Source organism: Paenibacillus sp. IHBB 3054, assembly GCF_051594305.1.
Classification (GTDB): domain Bacteria; phylum Bacillota; class Bacilli; order Paenibacillales; family Paenibacillaceae; genus Paenibacillus_AQ.
Genome location: NZ_JBOFBG010000001.1, coordinates 165,922 through 181,518, shown reverse-complemented (window position 1 = coordinate 181,518; position 15,597 = coordinate 165,922). Strand labels below are relative to the sequence as shown.

Below are 15,597 nucleotides of genomic sequence, written 5' to 3'. Positions count from 1 at the left end.
TGAGAATGAGAGGGATATACTATGATTTCTGCTTTTGAAGGCATCAATTTGTACAGCAAGGATACTGCAGCCTTGGCGGCATTTTATGCAGAGGTGCTGGGGATTCCCGTACCGTTTGAAGGCTATGGCAACTCTGACGGGGCGAAGATTGGCTTTGAGAAGAGTCAGCCGGGCATCATTATCTGGAATGAGAATAAATGGGATAAGCTGACGACAGGAGCAGTCAATCTGGTGTTCTCCTGCAGCAATCTGGATGAGACCTATGAAACGCTCAAGGCAAGAGGATTGGATTGCCAACCGCCGGTTACAATGGAATACGGGGGTAAGGAAATGAATTTCCGCGATCCTGACGGCAATAGCATTACCTTGCTTGAAGGAGCATATTAAGTTATAGCAAGCCTCGAGAATACAGAATCGACGATGAACGCGAACATCAACCGGACTCCCGGTCAGTGTTCGTGTTTTTATATATTGACAATGATAATCATTATCAAATAAAATGAGGTTAGTAAAAGTTGGTTTAAATTTAATGTTTACCTTGGGGAGGAACAGATTCATGGCTAAGGTGCTCGTGGCATATGCCAGCTTGACCGGCAATACGGAAGAGATTGCTGAGCTGATTGTGGAAGGAATACGCCAGGCAGGCGGAGAGGCCGTTCTGAAATCGGTCACCGACTGCAATGCGGATGAGATAAAAGCTTATGAGGGCGTGCTGCTTGGCGCCTATACCTGGGGTGACGGTGAGTTGCCTGATGAATTTTTAGATTTTTATGAGGAGATGGATGATCTGGATCTGACGGCTTATAAGGCAGCTGCTTTCGGAAGCGGGGACACCGGATATGAAATCTATTGCGGAGCCGTGAATCAGATTGAGGAGAAACTCAAGGAACGCGGCGCAGAGATAGTTCAGGAAAGCTTGAAGATTGAATACGGTCCGAACGCTGCCGAGAAAGAGGCCTGCCGGAATTTCGGTCGTCAATTTATCGAAACCTGCGCGGCGGTTTCTTAAGAATGGGCGGCGCGGCAGGATATCAGGTGGCGGGAAGAAGGGAAGTGCCGGACGCAGGCTACAGCCGGCTTAACGATTTCCGCATGGAGCATATCATGCTGGGCGGAGCCGAGGATCCTACCGGAGGGGCTGCGGCCACAGGGCTTCCGCGCTGGAGGCAGCAAGTCCAGTATGCAGTAGGACACACTCTTAACGATTTCTACAGTCTGCAGCCAGAGGTGCGCAGGGAGACGCCTATCCAATTTCTGCTGGAGCGGCGCTGGCCGCCCAAAGGAACAGCTTTTCCTTCGCTAATGCACTATTGGGATATCAAAACGGCGGTGGCTGACGAGCTGATGCGCATTGTCTCCGGGAATCATACCCGCGAGGTGCCGGTGATGCTCTATGAGCAGTGGCATGTTCCGGTACCGGAGCTGGCGATCGAGCTGGCGATGATTTTTCAACTGGCCTGGAATTCCGCATTAAATGGACGCTGCTTGAATATCCAGAAATTTATGGTGAAGGGAAATGAAGATGTGATCACCGGATTTCTGCACATGGCTAATGTGTTCTGCCATAAGGCTTATGGAGAACCAGCTGAAACCATTGAAATATATACTTTGCTTGACGGCCGCCGGCATATCTTTGACGGAGCAGGTGTACCGCTTGGCGAATCACTTGATTATGTGCGATTGTTGTCTGTATTCCTGGAGGGCGAAGCCATGGCCTATCCTGCATTAAAATACGGGGAGCGCAGGAACGAGAAAAGTGAGGAATCCTTCGGAAGATACGGATTAATGTAATCCGTAACCAAGTGGACTATCCATTCCTTCCCGGAGCGCGATAGGCTTGCCAAGCAGGGGACATGAAGATATGGTTAAGGGCAGGAGGTGTTCCAGCCAATGCCGGAAACAATTAAAACCTATAACACCGCAGTGGAAGCGACGCTTGAAGTGATCGGAGGCAAGTGGAAGCCGGTGATTCTATTCTTTCTTACGTTTGGCAAGAAACGCAATGGGGAACTGATGGGCCTGATGCCTGCTATTACACAGAAGGTGCTAACGCAGCAGCTGCGGGAATTGGAAGAGGACGGAGTCATAAAGCGGACTTCTTATAATGTGGTTCCACCGAGAGTAGAGTATGAGCTGACGGAATATGGCTGGAGTCTAAAAGCAATTCTTCACCTTCTGTGCAAATGGGGCGATACGCACATTGAACGGGTGTACGGTGATCGGGCCATTGTATTGTCTGAACGTGAGTGGAATGATAAAACGGCCGGCCTCTGAACCAGGGACCGGTCGTTTCTCTTAAGAAAAGCAATCATACATACAAGCGTATTGCTTAAGGGATAACCTTGGCTTTTCGGAGCCCGTCAAAAATATTCATGAACATACTCTCCGTTTCTACGAACTCATGGAAGCCCAAGCGGCGTGCTTTAGTACCGTCTGCAAAAAAATCGTAATCCCAGGAGAAGACAAAGTCCCCGAATGCCCAGGATGATACGCTCTGATAGCTGTTTTTTTCCAAGCCGTACTTCTCTACCATGTTATTCCACAGTGTCTCCTTGTCCTCCATGACTACAGACAGCGACATCTGAAGAGGCGGAGCCGTTTCAAGATTAAAATACGCGGCGATTTTGGGCCACATCTCACTCCAGCGGAACAGGTCGCCGTTCGTAATATTAAAAGCCTGATTAGCACAGCGCGTATCGGTTGCTGCCCATATGGTCGCTTTCGCCAGCAGCCCTGCGTCAGTCATTTCGAGCAAGCTATGATAGGCCCCCGGTTTACCGGGAAAACGCAAAGGCAACCCAAGCTCCTTCGACATGGAGGCATATATGGCAATAACGAGGGCAAGGTTCATAGGATTGCCAAGTGCAAACCCGCCGACGACGGAAGGTCGCAGTGCTGACCAGGTCCATCTTTTCCCTTGCTGCCGCTTTTCAAGAAAGTTCTGCTGATCAATATTGAATTCCGGCGGCATATGATTGGGATCGGTTTCTCTGGCAGGCGTTTTAAAGGGTCCAAGGTGAGCGCCATACACTTTATAGCCCTGCATAAGACTGATGTGCTGCAGAGCATGGGCCACCGGTTCAATAACATCTACTACGTTAACCAGCATGGCGAGGTTTGGGGGGACAAGCTCCGCCCAGGTGGGCTTATCCTGATAGGCTGCGTAAAAAATATGTGTCACTTCCGAAAGGCTGCCTAACTTTTGGCGGACGTCCAAAGGGTCGAGCAAATCGGCGGAAATGTAGCGGATGCGCGTAGTATTCTCTCCACCCCGGCGTGACACGCCGATAATGTCCCATTCGGGCAGCGTAATGAGATGTTCGATCAGATTGCGTCCAATCACGCCGCCTGCGCCGACAACGAGGGCTGTTTTTTGCGGTGTATGTTCTTTTGAATTCATATTCATTGTCCTCTCTCTGTGTATTGGATACACCCCAAGTATGGATCGCGGGAGGAGGGATGAATAGTACGCACTTTGAAGTCATATAGGAACCTGCAGGTAACATAAGGAGCTGGACTCACCGGCAATCAAGAAAGCCCCTTGCTGCTGGCGAAGGGTGCCAAGCGACAAGGGGCTGCTGTATGTTGTACTATTTATGCTGCTCTAGATAGGCAGAGAATTCAACCTGTATAGCGGTAGTAATCCTGCTTGTTAAGAATAACGAATCCGCAGCTCTCATATAACTTGAGCGCATTGGGGTTGTCCAGTGAAACCTCCAGATTCACACCGTTATAATTGCGCCGCTCCCGCTCGATGGTCTGCAGCAGTGCACTGCGTCCGATGCCGAGCCCGCGCAGCTTCTGGTCGACCGTAAATCCGTAAATCCAGGTTTCGTTATCCTCCGTGTACAGCCGCATCTTACCGGCAGGCTGCCCATTCATTTCAATGATGATATGCTCCTGCAGTCCTTCATGTTTATGCATTTCATATTCTTCGGCCGCGTCCTCTTCTGACATGTCAAAGCCGCCGCTGTCCAGTTTAATGAGGATAGATTCCTCGTCCTCGCGTGCGGGACGCAGCACCACAGTACCGGCAGCAGAACTGGCTGCTCCAGAGCCTTGCGGCAAGGTGATTCCATCCCATCTCATCTGGTATTCGGCATGATTGAAGACCAGCGGCATTGTCTGTAGGAATGCCGAGGCTGAAGCCGAATTGGAGGGAGCATTCAGCAGCAGGGCGATAACCTTTTTCTGCTTGATAATGCTCTGGGCCCGCTTCCAAAGGGAGGTGAAAATTCTGCGTCGGCGGTAACCCGGGCGGACCATGCCGCAGATCTCCATATCGCTGCCGAAGCTGTACAGTCCGATGAAGCCAACCAGCAGCTCCTCTTCGTAGGTTACCAGCCACTCTGTTCCGTCGGCGGCCGAAGGCAGCCGCAGCATATCCCAATTCAATTTGAGGGAGATTCCCTCGTATTGCTCGCAGCGCTGCTGCAATTCTTCTATATCTTTTAAAGTGTCAGCTGTAGTCAAACCGTTTCCTCCTAAGGTTGTGGGCGCTCAGCGATGAAGCTTTAGCTCCCATAGATTCATAGTATTTAAGGAAACGGGCATGGTCTTAAGACCGGTTTCCGTCTCCGCTGAGTACATCCGAGTACTCTTCATGTTTTTTGAATTGATGCGCAGCATAAGAGCACACGGGGACAATCTTCAAATCCTCTTCACGGGCCTTGTCCACAACCGCCCGTACAAGTTTTTCACCGGCACCTTGACCGCGCAGCTCCTCAGAGACGTAGGTATGGTCAATGACCAGTGTTCCAGTAGCCTCTTCCAGTCTGTATGTAATCTCGGCAAGGTCCTTACCGTCGCCTGCAATATAGAAACGTCCTTCTCCTTGTTCAATCAGTTCCATATTCTTCACTCCTGCCTAAATGTAATGCCTTTATTTTACTACCCTGATTTGGAAAAAGCGAGAACTGTACACAATGACTGCCTGTTTTCATGGAAGAACTTAACACCAGCTGGAAGGGGATGCGGAATGACTTGCACTTACGCTGCTTCATGCCCTAAGATTAAGACACTAACGCTGTAACGAATAGAAGTTGCATCAGGAGGAAAGCCCATGGAATACGAGATAGAGGTTCAGTTTGAGCCGGTTTATGAGTTAGTAAACAGCATACATACATTTATCTGCAAGAAATCCAATAAAAAAATTGATCTGGGTACCCCGTGGGCTGCCGAAGTGGCAGGCAAGCTTAGTCCAGGGCTTCTTAGTGCACTGGAGGAAACAGATCTCGGGAATGACTGGAAGCTGCTGAACCTGCTGATCTATTTATGTCCGGCCAAACAAAATGTGGAGAGTGCGCTGAACTGGCTGGAAAGTCTGTCGGTCGGTGAAATATACGAAACCCTTGCCGGGCATGTCAGTGTGTTTCCTGTCCAGATGGAGCAGTTCCGCAGCCGGATGACCTACCTGTTAACCGAATGGAACCGGCAATACTTCAGCACCAGTGATCCCGCCATTCTCGCTAAGCTGCAGGAGCATACGAAGGAACGGAACCGGGAACTCAAGACAAACAATACTTCCGATTTTGTCAACAAGACAACCAATGGTTTCTATTTCTTGCCGGGGGACGGACTGCGCAGGCTGGTGCTAATCCCGCAGTTTCATTTTCAGCCTGTCAACATTATTTACAACTTCGGCACTTTGACCATTTGTCATTATGCGGCGAGAATTATGGTCACAGATGAGGAAATATCACCGTTCATGTACAGGACTCTACGCAGTCTGGGTGAAAAAAGCCGGCTGAAGATTCTTCAATCGTTCGGCGGAGAACGCAAAACATTCACGGAAATCGTAAAGCAAGCGGGCATCTCCAAAGGGATCGTACATGATCATATTTTCAGTCTCCGGTGTGCCGGCCTGCTACATGCCTACATCGAAGGGGAGAATGTCACCGCATACAGCCTCCGTCTGGAGGGGATTCACCGGATGAATGAGCAGCTTTTTAAATATTTGAATTGAACCCGGTACACCCTATAATCCTTTACAAAGCCAAGGTATTCTCTGCTGAAGAGAAGCTTTGGCTTTTTTTGTAATGGAAAAAACGCCAGTGAATTCTGTTTGTGGAGAATTATTTTTAAGTTCTCTCTTTACAGAACAGAATTTACTTTCTATAATGTGAACTATCGGTCATTAATCATACTTAGTAGGTAGGAATTATCAGTCTTTATAAAATGGAGAGAAAAGAGATGATTTTGTGAGAAAAAGTACGATTTTATTGTCCACCTTACTGATAGCAGGTTCACTGCTGCTGTCGGCCTGCTCGGACAACGGCAGTGCGAACAACTCTGAAGTTGTGGACACCCCGGCTACGGCCTCTGCAGATACTGGCGGAACCGAAGCGGCAGCTTCACCGGCACCAGTGCCGGCTGGCGCACTCAGCGAGCCTTTCACGGCAACCGACTTGTCGAAGCTGCCCGCAGTTGCCCAGAACCGTACGGATACGATAATCGTCGGACTCACCGACCCCAGCGGCGCGTTTACACCTTATTTCCAGGAAAGTGGTTATGACGGCAACGTTTCTTCTCTACTTTATGCTTCACTGGTAACGGTAGATGACAAAGGTGTTCCTACTCCGGAGCTTGCCGAAAGCTGGGATGTGTCGGAGGATCAGCTTACATACACCTTCCATTTGCACAAAGACCTGAAATTCAGCGACGGCTCACCGCTCACTGCGGATGATGTGGCTTTTACCTGGACGATTCAATATGACAAGACTTATGACGGCGGGTCCTCGCTGCCTTCGCTCAATGTGAAGGGCGGCAAAGCTTACAAAGAAGGTACTGCTAAAAGCATCGAAGGCATTAAGGTTATTGACCCGCAGACGATCTCGGTAACGCTGGATCAGCCAAATGCTACGGCACTTGTGGTACTTGGCTCCAATGTGTTGTCGAAAGCCTATTATGGCAAGGACTACAAATTCGGTGAGCTGGAGTACATCAAGAAGCTGCATGAGAAACCGCTTGGCGACGGTCCTTACAAGCTGGAGAAATTCATCCCCGGGCAAGAAGTTCGGCTGGTGGCTAATGAGAACTACTTCAAAGGCAAACCGAAGACCGAACATTTCATTTACAAAACCTCTGAGGGCGACGTTTGGCAGTTCCTGGAGACAGGAGAAGTCGACTATGCTTCCTTCAGTGCCACAGAAGAAAATATCGAAAAGCTGAAGGGACTCGGGTATGTGAATATCATTCCTTATACACCGAGTACTTACGGCTACATGCAGGTTAACCTGAAGCACGAGCAGCTCAAGGATAAGCTGGTGAGACAGGCGATAGTCTACGGCCTTGATCGTCAGAGTATTTACGTGGACGCTGCCCAGGGTGCAGGCTCCATTGCCAATATTCCGGCATCGCCGATCTCCTGGTCATATACGGAAGAGGGCATCAATCCTTATAAATATGATCCGGAAAAAGCCAAACAGCTGCTGGATGAGGCCGGTTGGACTGTTGGTGCGAACGGTATCCGCGAAAAAGACGGCAAACCGCTCAGCATTCACTATCTGGGCTCCAAGAGTAAAAACACCGACATTTTCATTGCTGTAGCCAAAGAGAACTTTGAAGCGCTGGGCATTGAGTTTCAACCGGAAATTTTCGCAGACTTTAACTCGCTGGTTTCGAAGGTGGAAGGCGGGGATTATGATCTCGTATCCTTCTCCACACCTATGCTGACCGATCCGGCTGACGGATTCATGCAATTCTTCGACGGTGAAATTACCGATTACGAAAATCCGAAATTCCTGGAGTTGTACAATAAAGCACTGGCCACTACCGATATTGAGCAACGTAAGGCAGTCTACAAAGAGCTGTACCAGCTGTTAAATGATGAACTTCCGATCATTTTCACCAGCTACAAAAAGACAGTGTATGCCTATAACGGCCGCATCCAGAATCTTACGGTCAGCCCATTCATCGGGCTTGCCGGCAGCCTGCCGGACTGGACTCTGCAATAATTAACTGTTCGTCCCCTGCCAGGTATGCAACGGCAGGGGACGAATCCATAAGGAGCCAATCATGAGTACTTATTTGACAAAAAGACTGCTGTATATATTCATCATTCTGTTTGCGGCATCACTGCTCATTTTTTGCCTTTATGCTACTACGCCGGGGGACTTTATCACCGGGAATATCAAGCTGACTGCAGAACGCAAGGCGGAGCTGCGGGAGATCTACGGCCTGAACAAACCGGTGCTTGAACGTTATGGCATATGGATGAAAAATGCACTGCACGGGGATTTCGGATATTCGCTCGCCCAGCAGAAGCCGGTGCTTCAGCTGTTCAACGACTATATCTGGAATTCTTTTTTGCTGGCGGCGGTATCGACCTTTCTGACCTGGGTTATCGCGATCATTATCGGAGTGATTTCTGCCTATAAGCAGTACTCCTGGTTTGATACGCTGGTGATGATTGCCATATTCGCGGCGATGTCGCTTCCGTCTTTTTTTATCGGCCTATTCCTGATTAAAATATTGGCGGTTGACTTCAAATGGCTGCCGCCTGGCGGAATGACGACTACAGGCAGCAATGCTGCCGGTATGGTATATCTCAAAGATGTTGTGCGTCATATGACGCTGCCGGTTATAGTGATGACCTTGCTGGGGCTGGGCTCACTTACCCGGTATTTCCGCAGCAATATGATAGATGTGCTGAAACAGGATTATATCCGCACAGCCCGGGCCAAGGGCTTAAAGGAGCGGAAGGTGCTGTTCACCCATGCGCTGAGAAATGCGCTGCTGCCGGCTATTACGCTCGTTGGTTTCGAGCTTCCGGCGCTGTTCGGCGGGTCGATTATTATCGAGCAGATCTTCAACTGGCCGGGCATCGGCCAACTTTATATGAAGTCCTTCGGGCTGAGGGATTATCCTCTGCTGATGGGCTTTACGATGCTGCTTGCCATTCTGACCGTGATCGGAACGCTACTCTCGGATATTTTGTACCGGGTTGCCGATCCGCGTGTCCGGTTATAGAGGGGGATGACATTGTGGCAGCTAACAGCACTTTAAACGAGCTTCACAGGCCTGCAGCCAAAGTCCAGAAATCTTCACTGTTCCGGCAATCAATACGGAGACTGCTTCATAACAAGCTGGCGGTATCCGGTTTTGTAGTCGTTGTATTTATGTTTGTTCTTTGTTTTATCGGACCTTTGTTCTCGCCGTATACAGATAACAAAATCAATATGGCCATGATGAATAAAGCGCCGAATCTCAAGCATTGGCTGGGAACGGATGCGCTGGGCCGCGATATACTGACGCGGGTGATGCAGGCCGGACGCATCTCGCTTACAGTCGGACTTGCTTCGATGGTATTGTCGGTATTTCTCGGCGCCCTTCTGGGGGCGATAGCCGGTTATTACCGCGGAATTGCTGATCAGATCATTATGCGTATTGCTGATCTGCTGATGACGATTCCCAGTCTGCCGCTGCTGTTCATCTTCGGTGCGCTGCTGTCGGAATGGAAGATTCCGACGGACTACCGGATGTATATTGTTATGCTTATGCTGAGTATCGTGAACTGGCCGGGTCTGGCACGGATGGTGAGAGGCCAAATGCTCAGCCTGCGGGAACGCGAATTCATGCAGGCTGCGGTAGTGCTGGGGCTTAGCGACCGCCGAAAGCTGTTCAACCATCTGCTTCCGAACATCGTTCCACTGCTGATCGTGATGGCGACGCTTAACATCGGCGGAGCGATCCTCAGCGAATCCGTACTCAGCTTTTTCGGCTTGGGGGTTATGCCGCCGACGCCGACATGGGGGAACATGATTGATGCTGCGAATAATATGATCGATTTCCAGAATCGCCCTTGGCTGTGGATTCCGCCGGGTCTGTCGATATTCGCCACGGTCATTGCCATTAATATATTCGGTGACGGCCTCAGAGACGTGCTTGATCCTAAACAGAAGAGGTAGGTGTCCAACATCCGATGAAGGATTTAATGACGATAGACGGTCTCAGCACCAAGTTCTTCACAGAAGAAGGGAATGTAACAGCCGTTGATAATGTAAGCTTCCAGGTACACGAAGGGGAAACGGTCTGCATTGTCGGGGAATCCGGCTGCGGCAAAAGCGTAACCGCCATGTCGATTATGGGACTGGTGGAGAAGCCCGGAGGGCGGGTTGCCGGAGGAAGTATAGATTTTCAGGGAGAAGATTTATTGCAGCTAGATCAAAATACATTGCGGGCGATCCGCGGCAACGAGATTGCCATGATCTTTCAGGAACCGATGTCATCGCTCAATCCGGTAATGAAGATCGGGGAGCAGATTATGGAGCCGCTGACCGTTCATTTGAAAATGAAGAAAAAAGAAGCCCGGCTGCGGGCGATTGAGCTGATCCAGCAAGTGGGGATCTCCCGGCCTGAGCAGATTGCCGACAGTTACCCGCATGAGCTGAGCGGGGGAATGCTGCAGCGGATCATGATCGCCATCGCTATTTCCTGCAATCCAAAGCTGCTGATAGCCGATGAGCCGACTACGGCGCTGGATGTTACGATCCAGGCGCAAATTCTGGATATGCTGCGCGGGTTCAAGGAAAGCTCCAAAATGTCGATCCTGCTAATCACCCATGACCTTGGGGTCGTGGCAGAGATGGCTGACTACGTGATTGTGATGTATTCCGGCAAAATCGTCGAGGAGGGCGAGGTTGTCGAACTGTTTAAGAATCCCAAACATCCTTACACACGAGGTCTGCTGAAGTCAAAGCCTGTGATGGGCCAACGTCAAGAGGAGCTGTATTCAATCCCGGGGCAGGTGCCTAATCCGCTTACGCTGACTCCGTCTTGTTATTTCCATGACCGCTGTGAGCACTGCATGCCGGTCTGCCGCAGCCGCCAGCCGCAGCTCCAGGAGACGGGCAGCGGGCAGAAAGTATCCTGCTGGCTGTATGAGGAGGCGGAAGTCCATGTCTGAGGCACTGCTTGAAGTTAATCATTTGAAGAAGTATTTTCCGGTTACGCAAGGTCTGCTGAGCCGTACGGTAGGACATGTTAAAGCTGTGGACGATATCAGCATCCGGCTTCAGCCGGGTGAGACCTTCGGGCTTGTCGGGGAATCCGGCAGCGGCAAAAGTACGGTAGGCCGGACCATTCTGCGGCTGACCGAAAAAACAGCCGGCGAGGTTAAGTTTAAGGGTGTGGACATTCACAGCCTTTCACCCGCTGAGATGCGCCAGCTGCGGCCCCGGATGCAGCTGATTTTTCAAGACCCCTACAGCGCGCTTAATCCCAGAGTCCGGGTTGGTGACGCCATCGGCGAAGCTCTGCTGGATCACGGACTCTGCTCCAAAGCGGAGGTCCGGGGACTGGTGCTGGATGCGCTTGAAGCCTGCGGCTTGTCCTCCTATCATATCGACCGCTTCCCGCATGAGTTCTCCGGCGGCCAGCGCCAGCGGATCGGAATTGCGCGGGCGCTGATCCTGAATCCTGACCTCATCATAGCCGATGAGCCGGTCTCGGCACTGGATGTGTCCATTCAGGCCCAGATCATCAATTTGTTCAGCAAGCTGCAGCAGAGTAAGGGACTGGCTTATTTGTTTATTTCCCACGATCTCAGCGTAGTGGAGCATTTATGCTCCCGGATCGGTGTGATGTATCTGGGCTCCATGGTGGAGACAGCGACTCGGGACGAATTGTTCCGCCATCCGCTGCATCCGTATACCAAGGCGCTGCTTTCGGCGGTTCCTGTTCCGATTCCGAAGCTGAAGCGGGAGCGGATTGTGCTGCAAGGCGATATTCCGAGCCCTGCAAACCCGCCTTCCGGCTGCAAATTCCATACCCGCTGTCCGTTTGCCGTGGAGGTCTGTAAGGCGCAGATTCCGGTTTTCCGCGATGCCGGCGGAGGCCATTATGTAGCATGTCATTTGGCATAACTTCTTATAAATATGTATTATAATTGAATATTTACCGGTTTTGACTTGGTGTACTGGCAGTGCTATACTGTTTCCACAGCAGGTAAATATGGTTAATAATAGACTGATTAGACCTATACATCTAATTGGTCTTGTTTTTTTAATACTTAAGTCAGTTGTTCGTAGTAACTCATTGCAGCCCAAGCTGACAAAACTAAGCAAAGGCTTTCGAAGCCAGTTTTGTTCGTAGTACTTCATTGCAGCCCAAGCTGACAAAACTTTTAGGAGGAAATATCATGAATACCACAGTACGTTTGACTGAAAGATCCGGCTCGACCTCTTCACAGCGGAGCAAAGGCTTTGTACCGATTGTCGTCTACGGTGCAGGTTCAGATAGCCAATCCTTTACAGCGGATGCGAAGACATTGAACGAAATTCTCGGCAAGAACCCGCGGGCGATTCTCAAGGTGGAGCTGCCGGATTCCGGCTCCAAGAATGTGGTGATCCAGGAAGTGCAGCGTCAGCCGCTTTCACGCAAGCTGCTGCATGTGGACCTCCATCAGATTGACATGAAGGCTGAGCTGGACACCAAGGTTGCTTTCCACTTCACCGGTGATCCTGTAGGCGTCAAGAGCGGCGGCAGTCAGCAGGTGGAGCTCTATGAGCTGGATATCCGCACCTTGCCGGACAAGCTGACTGCTACCTTTGAAGTAGATATCAGCGGCCTTGATATTGGCGATCAATTGCTGGTCTCCGATCTGCCGAAGCATGAAGGCTGGGAAGTATTGACACCAGAGGATACACTGATCGTACGAATTTCGCCTCCTGTCGCTGCTGAAGAGCCGACGGATACGGATACTGCCGAACCGGCAGCAGCCGTGGCTTCCGAAGAGGGCAAGACGGAAGAATAAGCTACTTAGCGGACTTGAAGATTTAGTTTAAATAGGAGCAGACATTTCCTTAACAAGGAGCTGTCTGCTCCTTTTGCGTGCAATGATTTGGCTGATTTGGCTGATGTGACTTGGTAAGGGGCCGGGAAATTTGCTGTTTCATAATTTACAACGTAACAGTGTTATGTTACGATCGTTTCAAGGAGTGATCAAGATGGAAGAAGATTTGATCTCCAAGAAGGATCTGCTGGAGCTGACCGGCATTTCTTACGGGCAGTTGTACCGCTGGAAACGGAAACAGCTGATTCCCGAGGAGTGGTTTATCCGCAAATCTACGTTTACCGGGCAGGAAACCTTTTTTCCGAAAGACAGAATTCTGGGTCGGATCCATAATATTATCCACATGAAGGATGATCTTTCACTGGATGAGCTGGCAGACAGGTTAGGTGATACTTCAACCCTCTACAAGCTGTCGTTGACGGCGAAGCAATTGTTAGAACGTAACATTGTTTCGAAATTGACCCTGGATAGATTCGGTGGGTTGGACGGAGGCGGAGTTCAGGAATATGCCTTTGAGCAGATTGTACATCTATTTGCCGTTGACCTCTTGCTTAGCAAAGGCGAGGTGAATCTGGAGGAAGCCGACAGGCTGTTCTATACACTGACGGTGAATACGCAGAGGTTCGAGGGGAAGAGCTGGGAGCTGTTTTTTGTCCGCAAAATGGGCGTCAGTATGTTCCTGCTCGCTGCATCTCCAGCCGATCTGGTTTTTGATGAGGGTGTAAGGCTTGTTAGCAGACTCGCTTTCACGGATTTGCTGGAACAGCTGAAGGGCAAAGTGAATTAAGGAGGAATGGTTAATGCTTATTGATAAACAACTGCCGGATTTGCAGATGGCCGGAGTGAGCGGCGCCGCAGGCGGGACCTATAACAACGTTAATTTGGACGGAGTAAGCCGGGTGAACGGGCCGGTTCTGGCGCGGAATTTCAAGGGCAACGGGGTTATACAGATGAACGGGAATCTTTCAGCAGAAGAAATGGACGTGAATGGAAAGCTCAAAATCAACGGCAGCTTGGAGTCCGTGAGAATGCAGCTGGACGGAATGGTCACGATAGACGGTCCCCTGCGCGGCGAGAACTGTATCCTGAACGGGATGATTCGTGTAACAGGAAGCTGCGAGCTGGAGCGTTTTGAGGGTGAGGGGAGTTTTACAGTAATCGGCTTGCTTAGTGCGGGATATATGGATTTCACTCTTGAGGGGCAAAGCAAGGCGGATGAGATCGGTGTAGAGAGCCTGATTGTCCGGCAGAGGGATTCACATCTTGTGAGCAAACTGCTGGGCGGGTTAATTCCACGGTTTAGAACAGAGCTGCTTGCCAAGGTCATTGAAGGCGACTATCTTGAACTGGAAAATACGACAGCGGATATTGTGCGGGGCGACAAGGTCATAATCGGAATAGGCTGCAGGATCGGGCGGTTGGAATACCGCTCGGAACTGAAAGTGCATCCTGGTTCAAGTGTGAGAAAGGTGGAGAAGTACGGTGAGTAATGATGCTGAGTGCAATAATCTGAAAATTCTTGGAACTTCATCGTCTATGGGCGGATGCTTTCTCGATGTGAAGGTGACCGGTGAAGGCAAGTTTGCCGGAGATGTGGATTGCCTGAGCTTTTCTTTGACAGGGAACAGCGGGATTTCTGGTAGTCTGCGGACGGAGAAGTTGAAGCTCACCGGTGAAATTGAAGTGAAAGAGCGGCTTACGGCAGGAGCCCTGCACGGACAAGGGGAGATAAAGTGTGGCAGCTTAAGCGCTGAACGATTCAAGTTGAGCGGCGATCTGGAGGTGTCTGGAGATTGCGAAGCGGAGAAGCTGCAAATGACCGGTGCGCTTAGGGTAGGCAGGCTGCTGAATGCAGACAATCTGGAGCTTGTGCTGTTTGGACCCAGCCGATCGTCAGAAGTCGGGGGAGGCAGCATTACCATCAAGCGCAGCAAGGCGGGGGCTCTGCTGAAACAGGTTCAGTCGAAGGGGATTCTGTTCACTGCACGGGTGATTGAAGGAGACCAAGTAGACATTCAAAATACCCGTGCAGAAGTGGTGCGGGGGGAAAACGTCATCATTGGTGCAGACTGCGAAATCGGGATCGTGGAATACCGCAGCAAGCTGGAAATTCACAAGAGTGCTACCGTGAAGCAGCAGGTGAAGGTTACGAAGTAACTTGCCGGGAGACCTGGAAGCGAAGGACGGTCTTCAGCTTCTCCGGCGATGTTCTGCGGGCATCTGAAATATAGATTTCCCTGTGGGTGTGGGTAACCCGCTGCAAGTCATGTTCGGAACAATATTGTTCCATCCGCGCGAAGCTCTGCGGCTCCTCATCGTAAGAGCCCAGATGCAGCATTTGCACACTTAGGCCGTCTTCGGAGCTTCCGAAGGCGGCTTTATGCAGCAGTGGATGCGGTTTGGTTGTCTTCAGCTTCTCCAGGATGTCACCCGCAAGATCGGCGGTCACAAAATCGGGCTGCCGGATCATCAAGGTATAGAGCAGGTCGTCTTTGTCTAGGACAGCTTTTTTGCGGCCCTCAGGGTTCAGATCCCAAATACCTTCCAGCGGGAAAACGGTATAATCGTAGTAGCTCTCAGGTGCTGCTCCTTTTTTGGGCAGCATCTTTACCGCGTAAGCCAGAGAGTACAGCACACCTACAGCATCGGCAAAGGTTTCGCTGTTCGGATTGCCCTCCCCCTGCAGCATAAAGTAAGGAAATGCAGGTACTGTAAGAATTGCTGGTTCTACGGCGGGCAGATACAGGGCCTTGTCCTGCTTTTTCCATTCGTATTTCATAGGAATTACCTCATCAATAGATTGT

At 50.5% G+C, this 15,597-nt stretch carries 18 protein-coding genes; 14 read left to right on the top strand and 4 right to left on the bottom strand.

The annotated features are described in order from the left end of the window. Nucleotides 1-21 precede the first annotated feature (21 nt). The 4 genes from ACQ76X_RS00920 (at nucleotide 22) to ACQ76X_RS00905 (ending at nucleotide 2,274) form a co-directional block, all read left to right on the top strand. Nucleotides 22-387 (top strand): VOC family protein, encoded by a 366-nt coding sequence (locus ACQ76X_RS00920; RefSeq protein ID WP_438490974.1) that lies wholly within the window; start codon nucleotides 22-24, stop codon nucleotides 385-387. A gap of 169 nt (nucleotides 388-556) precedes the next feature. Beyond that, nucleotides 557-1,009 (top strand): flavodoxin, encoded by a 453-nt coding sequence (locus ACQ76X_RS00915; protein WP_038594296.1) that lies wholly within the window; start codon nucleotides 557-559, stop codon nucleotides 1,007-1,009. A 2-nt stretch (nucleotides 1,010-1,011) separates the two neighbouring features. Next, entirely contained in the window at nucleotides 1,012-1,791 is a 780-nt protein-coding gene (locus ACQ76X_RS00910) for a hypothetical protein (protein ID WP_438490973.1), read from the top strand. Between the two features lie 99 nt (nucleotides 1,792-1,890). Further along, nucleotides 1,891-2,274 carry a winged helix-turn-helix transcriptional regulator gene (locus tag ACQ76X_RS00905; RefSeq protein ID WP_342480190.1) on the top strand — a complete coding sequence of 128 codons (384 nt, stop codon included), beginning with the start codon at nucleotides 1,891-1,893 and terminating at the stop codon, nucleotides 2,272-2,274. A 55-nt stretch (nucleotides 2,275-2,329) separates the two neighbouring features. Here ACQ76X_RS00905 and ACQ76X_RS00900 read toward each other — a convergent pair whose 3' ends face one another. From ACQ76X_RS00900 to ACQ76X_RS00890, 3 genes are all read right to left on the bottom strand, one after another. Further along, nucleotides 2,330-3,400: an SDR family oxidoreductase gene (locus tag ACQ76X_RS00900; protein WP_438490972.1), complete on the bottom strand. Its 1,071-nt coding sequence runs from the start codon at nucleotides 3,398-3,400 to the stop codon at nucleotides 2,330-2,332. 221 nt (nucleotides 3,401-3,621) lie between these two features. After that, on the bottom strand, nucleotides 3,622-4,473 hold the full coding sequence (locus tag ACQ76X_RS00895) for a GNAT family N-acetyltransferase (RefSeq protein ID WP_438490971.1): 852 nt from the start codon (nucleotides 4,471-4,473) through the stop codon (nucleotides 3,622-3,624). Nucleotides 4,474-4,558: 85 nt separating this feature from the next. Further along, nucleotides 4,559-4,852: a GNAT family N-acetyltransferase gene (locus tag ACQ76X_RS00890; RefSeq protein ID WP_438490970.1), complete on the bottom strand. Its 294-nt coding sequence runs from the start codon at nucleotides 4,850-4,852 to the stop codon at nucleotides 4,559-4,561. A gap of 210 nt (nucleotides 4,853-5,062) precedes the next feature. Here ACQ76X_RS00890 and ACQ76X_RS00885 point away from each other — a divergent pair, with 210 nt between their 5' ends. The 10 genes from ACQ76X_RS00885 (at nucleotide 5,063) to ACQ76X_RS00840 (ending at nucleotide 14,950) form a co-directional block, all read left to right on the top strand. Further along, nucleotides 5,063-5,965, top strand: coding sequence for an ArsR/SmtB family transcription factor (locus ACQ76X_RS00885; RefSeq protein ID WP_438490969.1), 903 nt, complete (start codon nucleotides 5,063-5,065; stop codon nucleotides 5,963-5,965). A 235-nt stretch (nucleotides 5,966-6,200) separates the two neighbouring features. Beyond that, nucleotides 6,201-7,955, top strand: coding sequence for an ABC transporter substrate-binding protein (locus ACQ76X_RS00880; protein ID WP_438490968.1), 1,755 nt, complete (start codon nucleotides 6,201-6,203; stop codon nucleotides 7,953-7,955). 61 nt (nucleotides 7,956-8,016) lie between these two features. After that, on the top strand, nucleotides 8,017-8,970 hold the full coding sequence (locus ACQ76X_RS00875; protein ID WP_438490967.1) for an ABC transporter permease: 954 nt from the start codon (nucleotides 8,017-8,019) through the stop codon (nucleotides 8,968-8,970). A gap of 77 nt (nucleotides 8,971-9,047) precedes the next feature. Further along, nucleotides 9,048-9,908, top strand: a complete 861-nt coding sequence (gene opp4C, locus ACQ76X_RS00870) for an oligopeptide ABC transporter permease (protein ID WP_379144776.1) — start codon at nucleotides 9,048-9,050, stop codon at nucleotides 9,906-9,908. Nucleotides 9,909-9,922: 14 nt separating this feature from the next. Next, nucleotides 9,923-10,906: an ABC transporter ATP-binding protein gene (locus ACQ76X_RS00865; protein ID WP_438490966.1), complete on the top strand. Its 984-nt coding sequence runs from the start codon at nucleotides 9,923-9,925 to the stop codon at nucleotides 10,904-10,906. Next, a complete protein-coding gene (locus ACQ76X_RS00860; protein ID WP_438490965.1) occupies nucleotides 10,899-11,864 on the top strand; it encodes an ABC transporter ATP-binding protein in 966 nt (321 codons plus the stop codon). The genes ACQ76X_RS00865 and ACQ76X_RS00860 overlap by 8 nt, the downstream gene beginning before the upstream one ends. A gap of 275 nt (nucleotides 11,865-12,139) precedes the next feature. Further along, nucleotides 12,140-12,754, top strand: coding sequence for a 50S ribosomal protein L25 (locus ACQ76X_RS00855; RefSeq protein ID WP_438490964.1), 615 nt, complete (start codon nucleotides 12,140-12,142; stop codon nucleotides 12,752-12,754). Nucleotides 12,755-12,947: 193 nt separating this feature from the next. Further along, nucleotides 12,948-13,580, top strand: a complete 633-nt coding sequence (locus ACQ76X_RS00850; protein WP_438490963.1) for a YhbD family protein — start codon at nucleotides 12,948-12,950, stop codon at nucleotides 13,578-13,580. A gap of 13 nt (nucleotides 13,581-13,593) precedes the next feature. Then, complete coding sequence (locus tag ACQ76X_RS00845) at nucleotides 13,594-14,283, top strand: hypothetical protein (protein ID WP_438490962.1); 690 nt, start codon at nucleotides 13,594-13,596, stop codon at nucleotides 14,281-14,283. Continuing rightward, the gene (locus tag ACQ76X_RS00840) at nucleotides 14,276-14,950 is read left to right on the top strand and encodes a hypothetical protein (protein ID WP_438490961.1); all 675 of its coding nucleotides are present in this window, start codon (nucleotides 14,276-14,278) and stop codon (nucleotides 14,948-14,950) included. Before ACQ76X_RS00845 ends, ACQ76X_RS00840 begins: the two co-directional genes overlap by 8 nt. Here the strand turns inward: ACQ76X_RS00840 and ACQ76X_RS00835 are convergent. Then, nucleotides 14,940-15,572 carry a GyrI-like domain-containing protein gene (locus ACQ76X_RS00835; RefSeq protein WP_438490960.1) on the bottom strand — a complete coding sequence of 211 codons (633 nt, stop codon included), beginning with the start codon at nucleotides 15,570-15,572 and terminating at the stop codon, nucleotides 14,940-14,942. The two genes, ACQ76X_RS00840 and ACQ76X_RS00835, sit on opposite strands and share 11 nt — an antisense overlap. Between the last annotated feature and the right edge of the window lie 25 nt (nucleotides 15,573-15,597).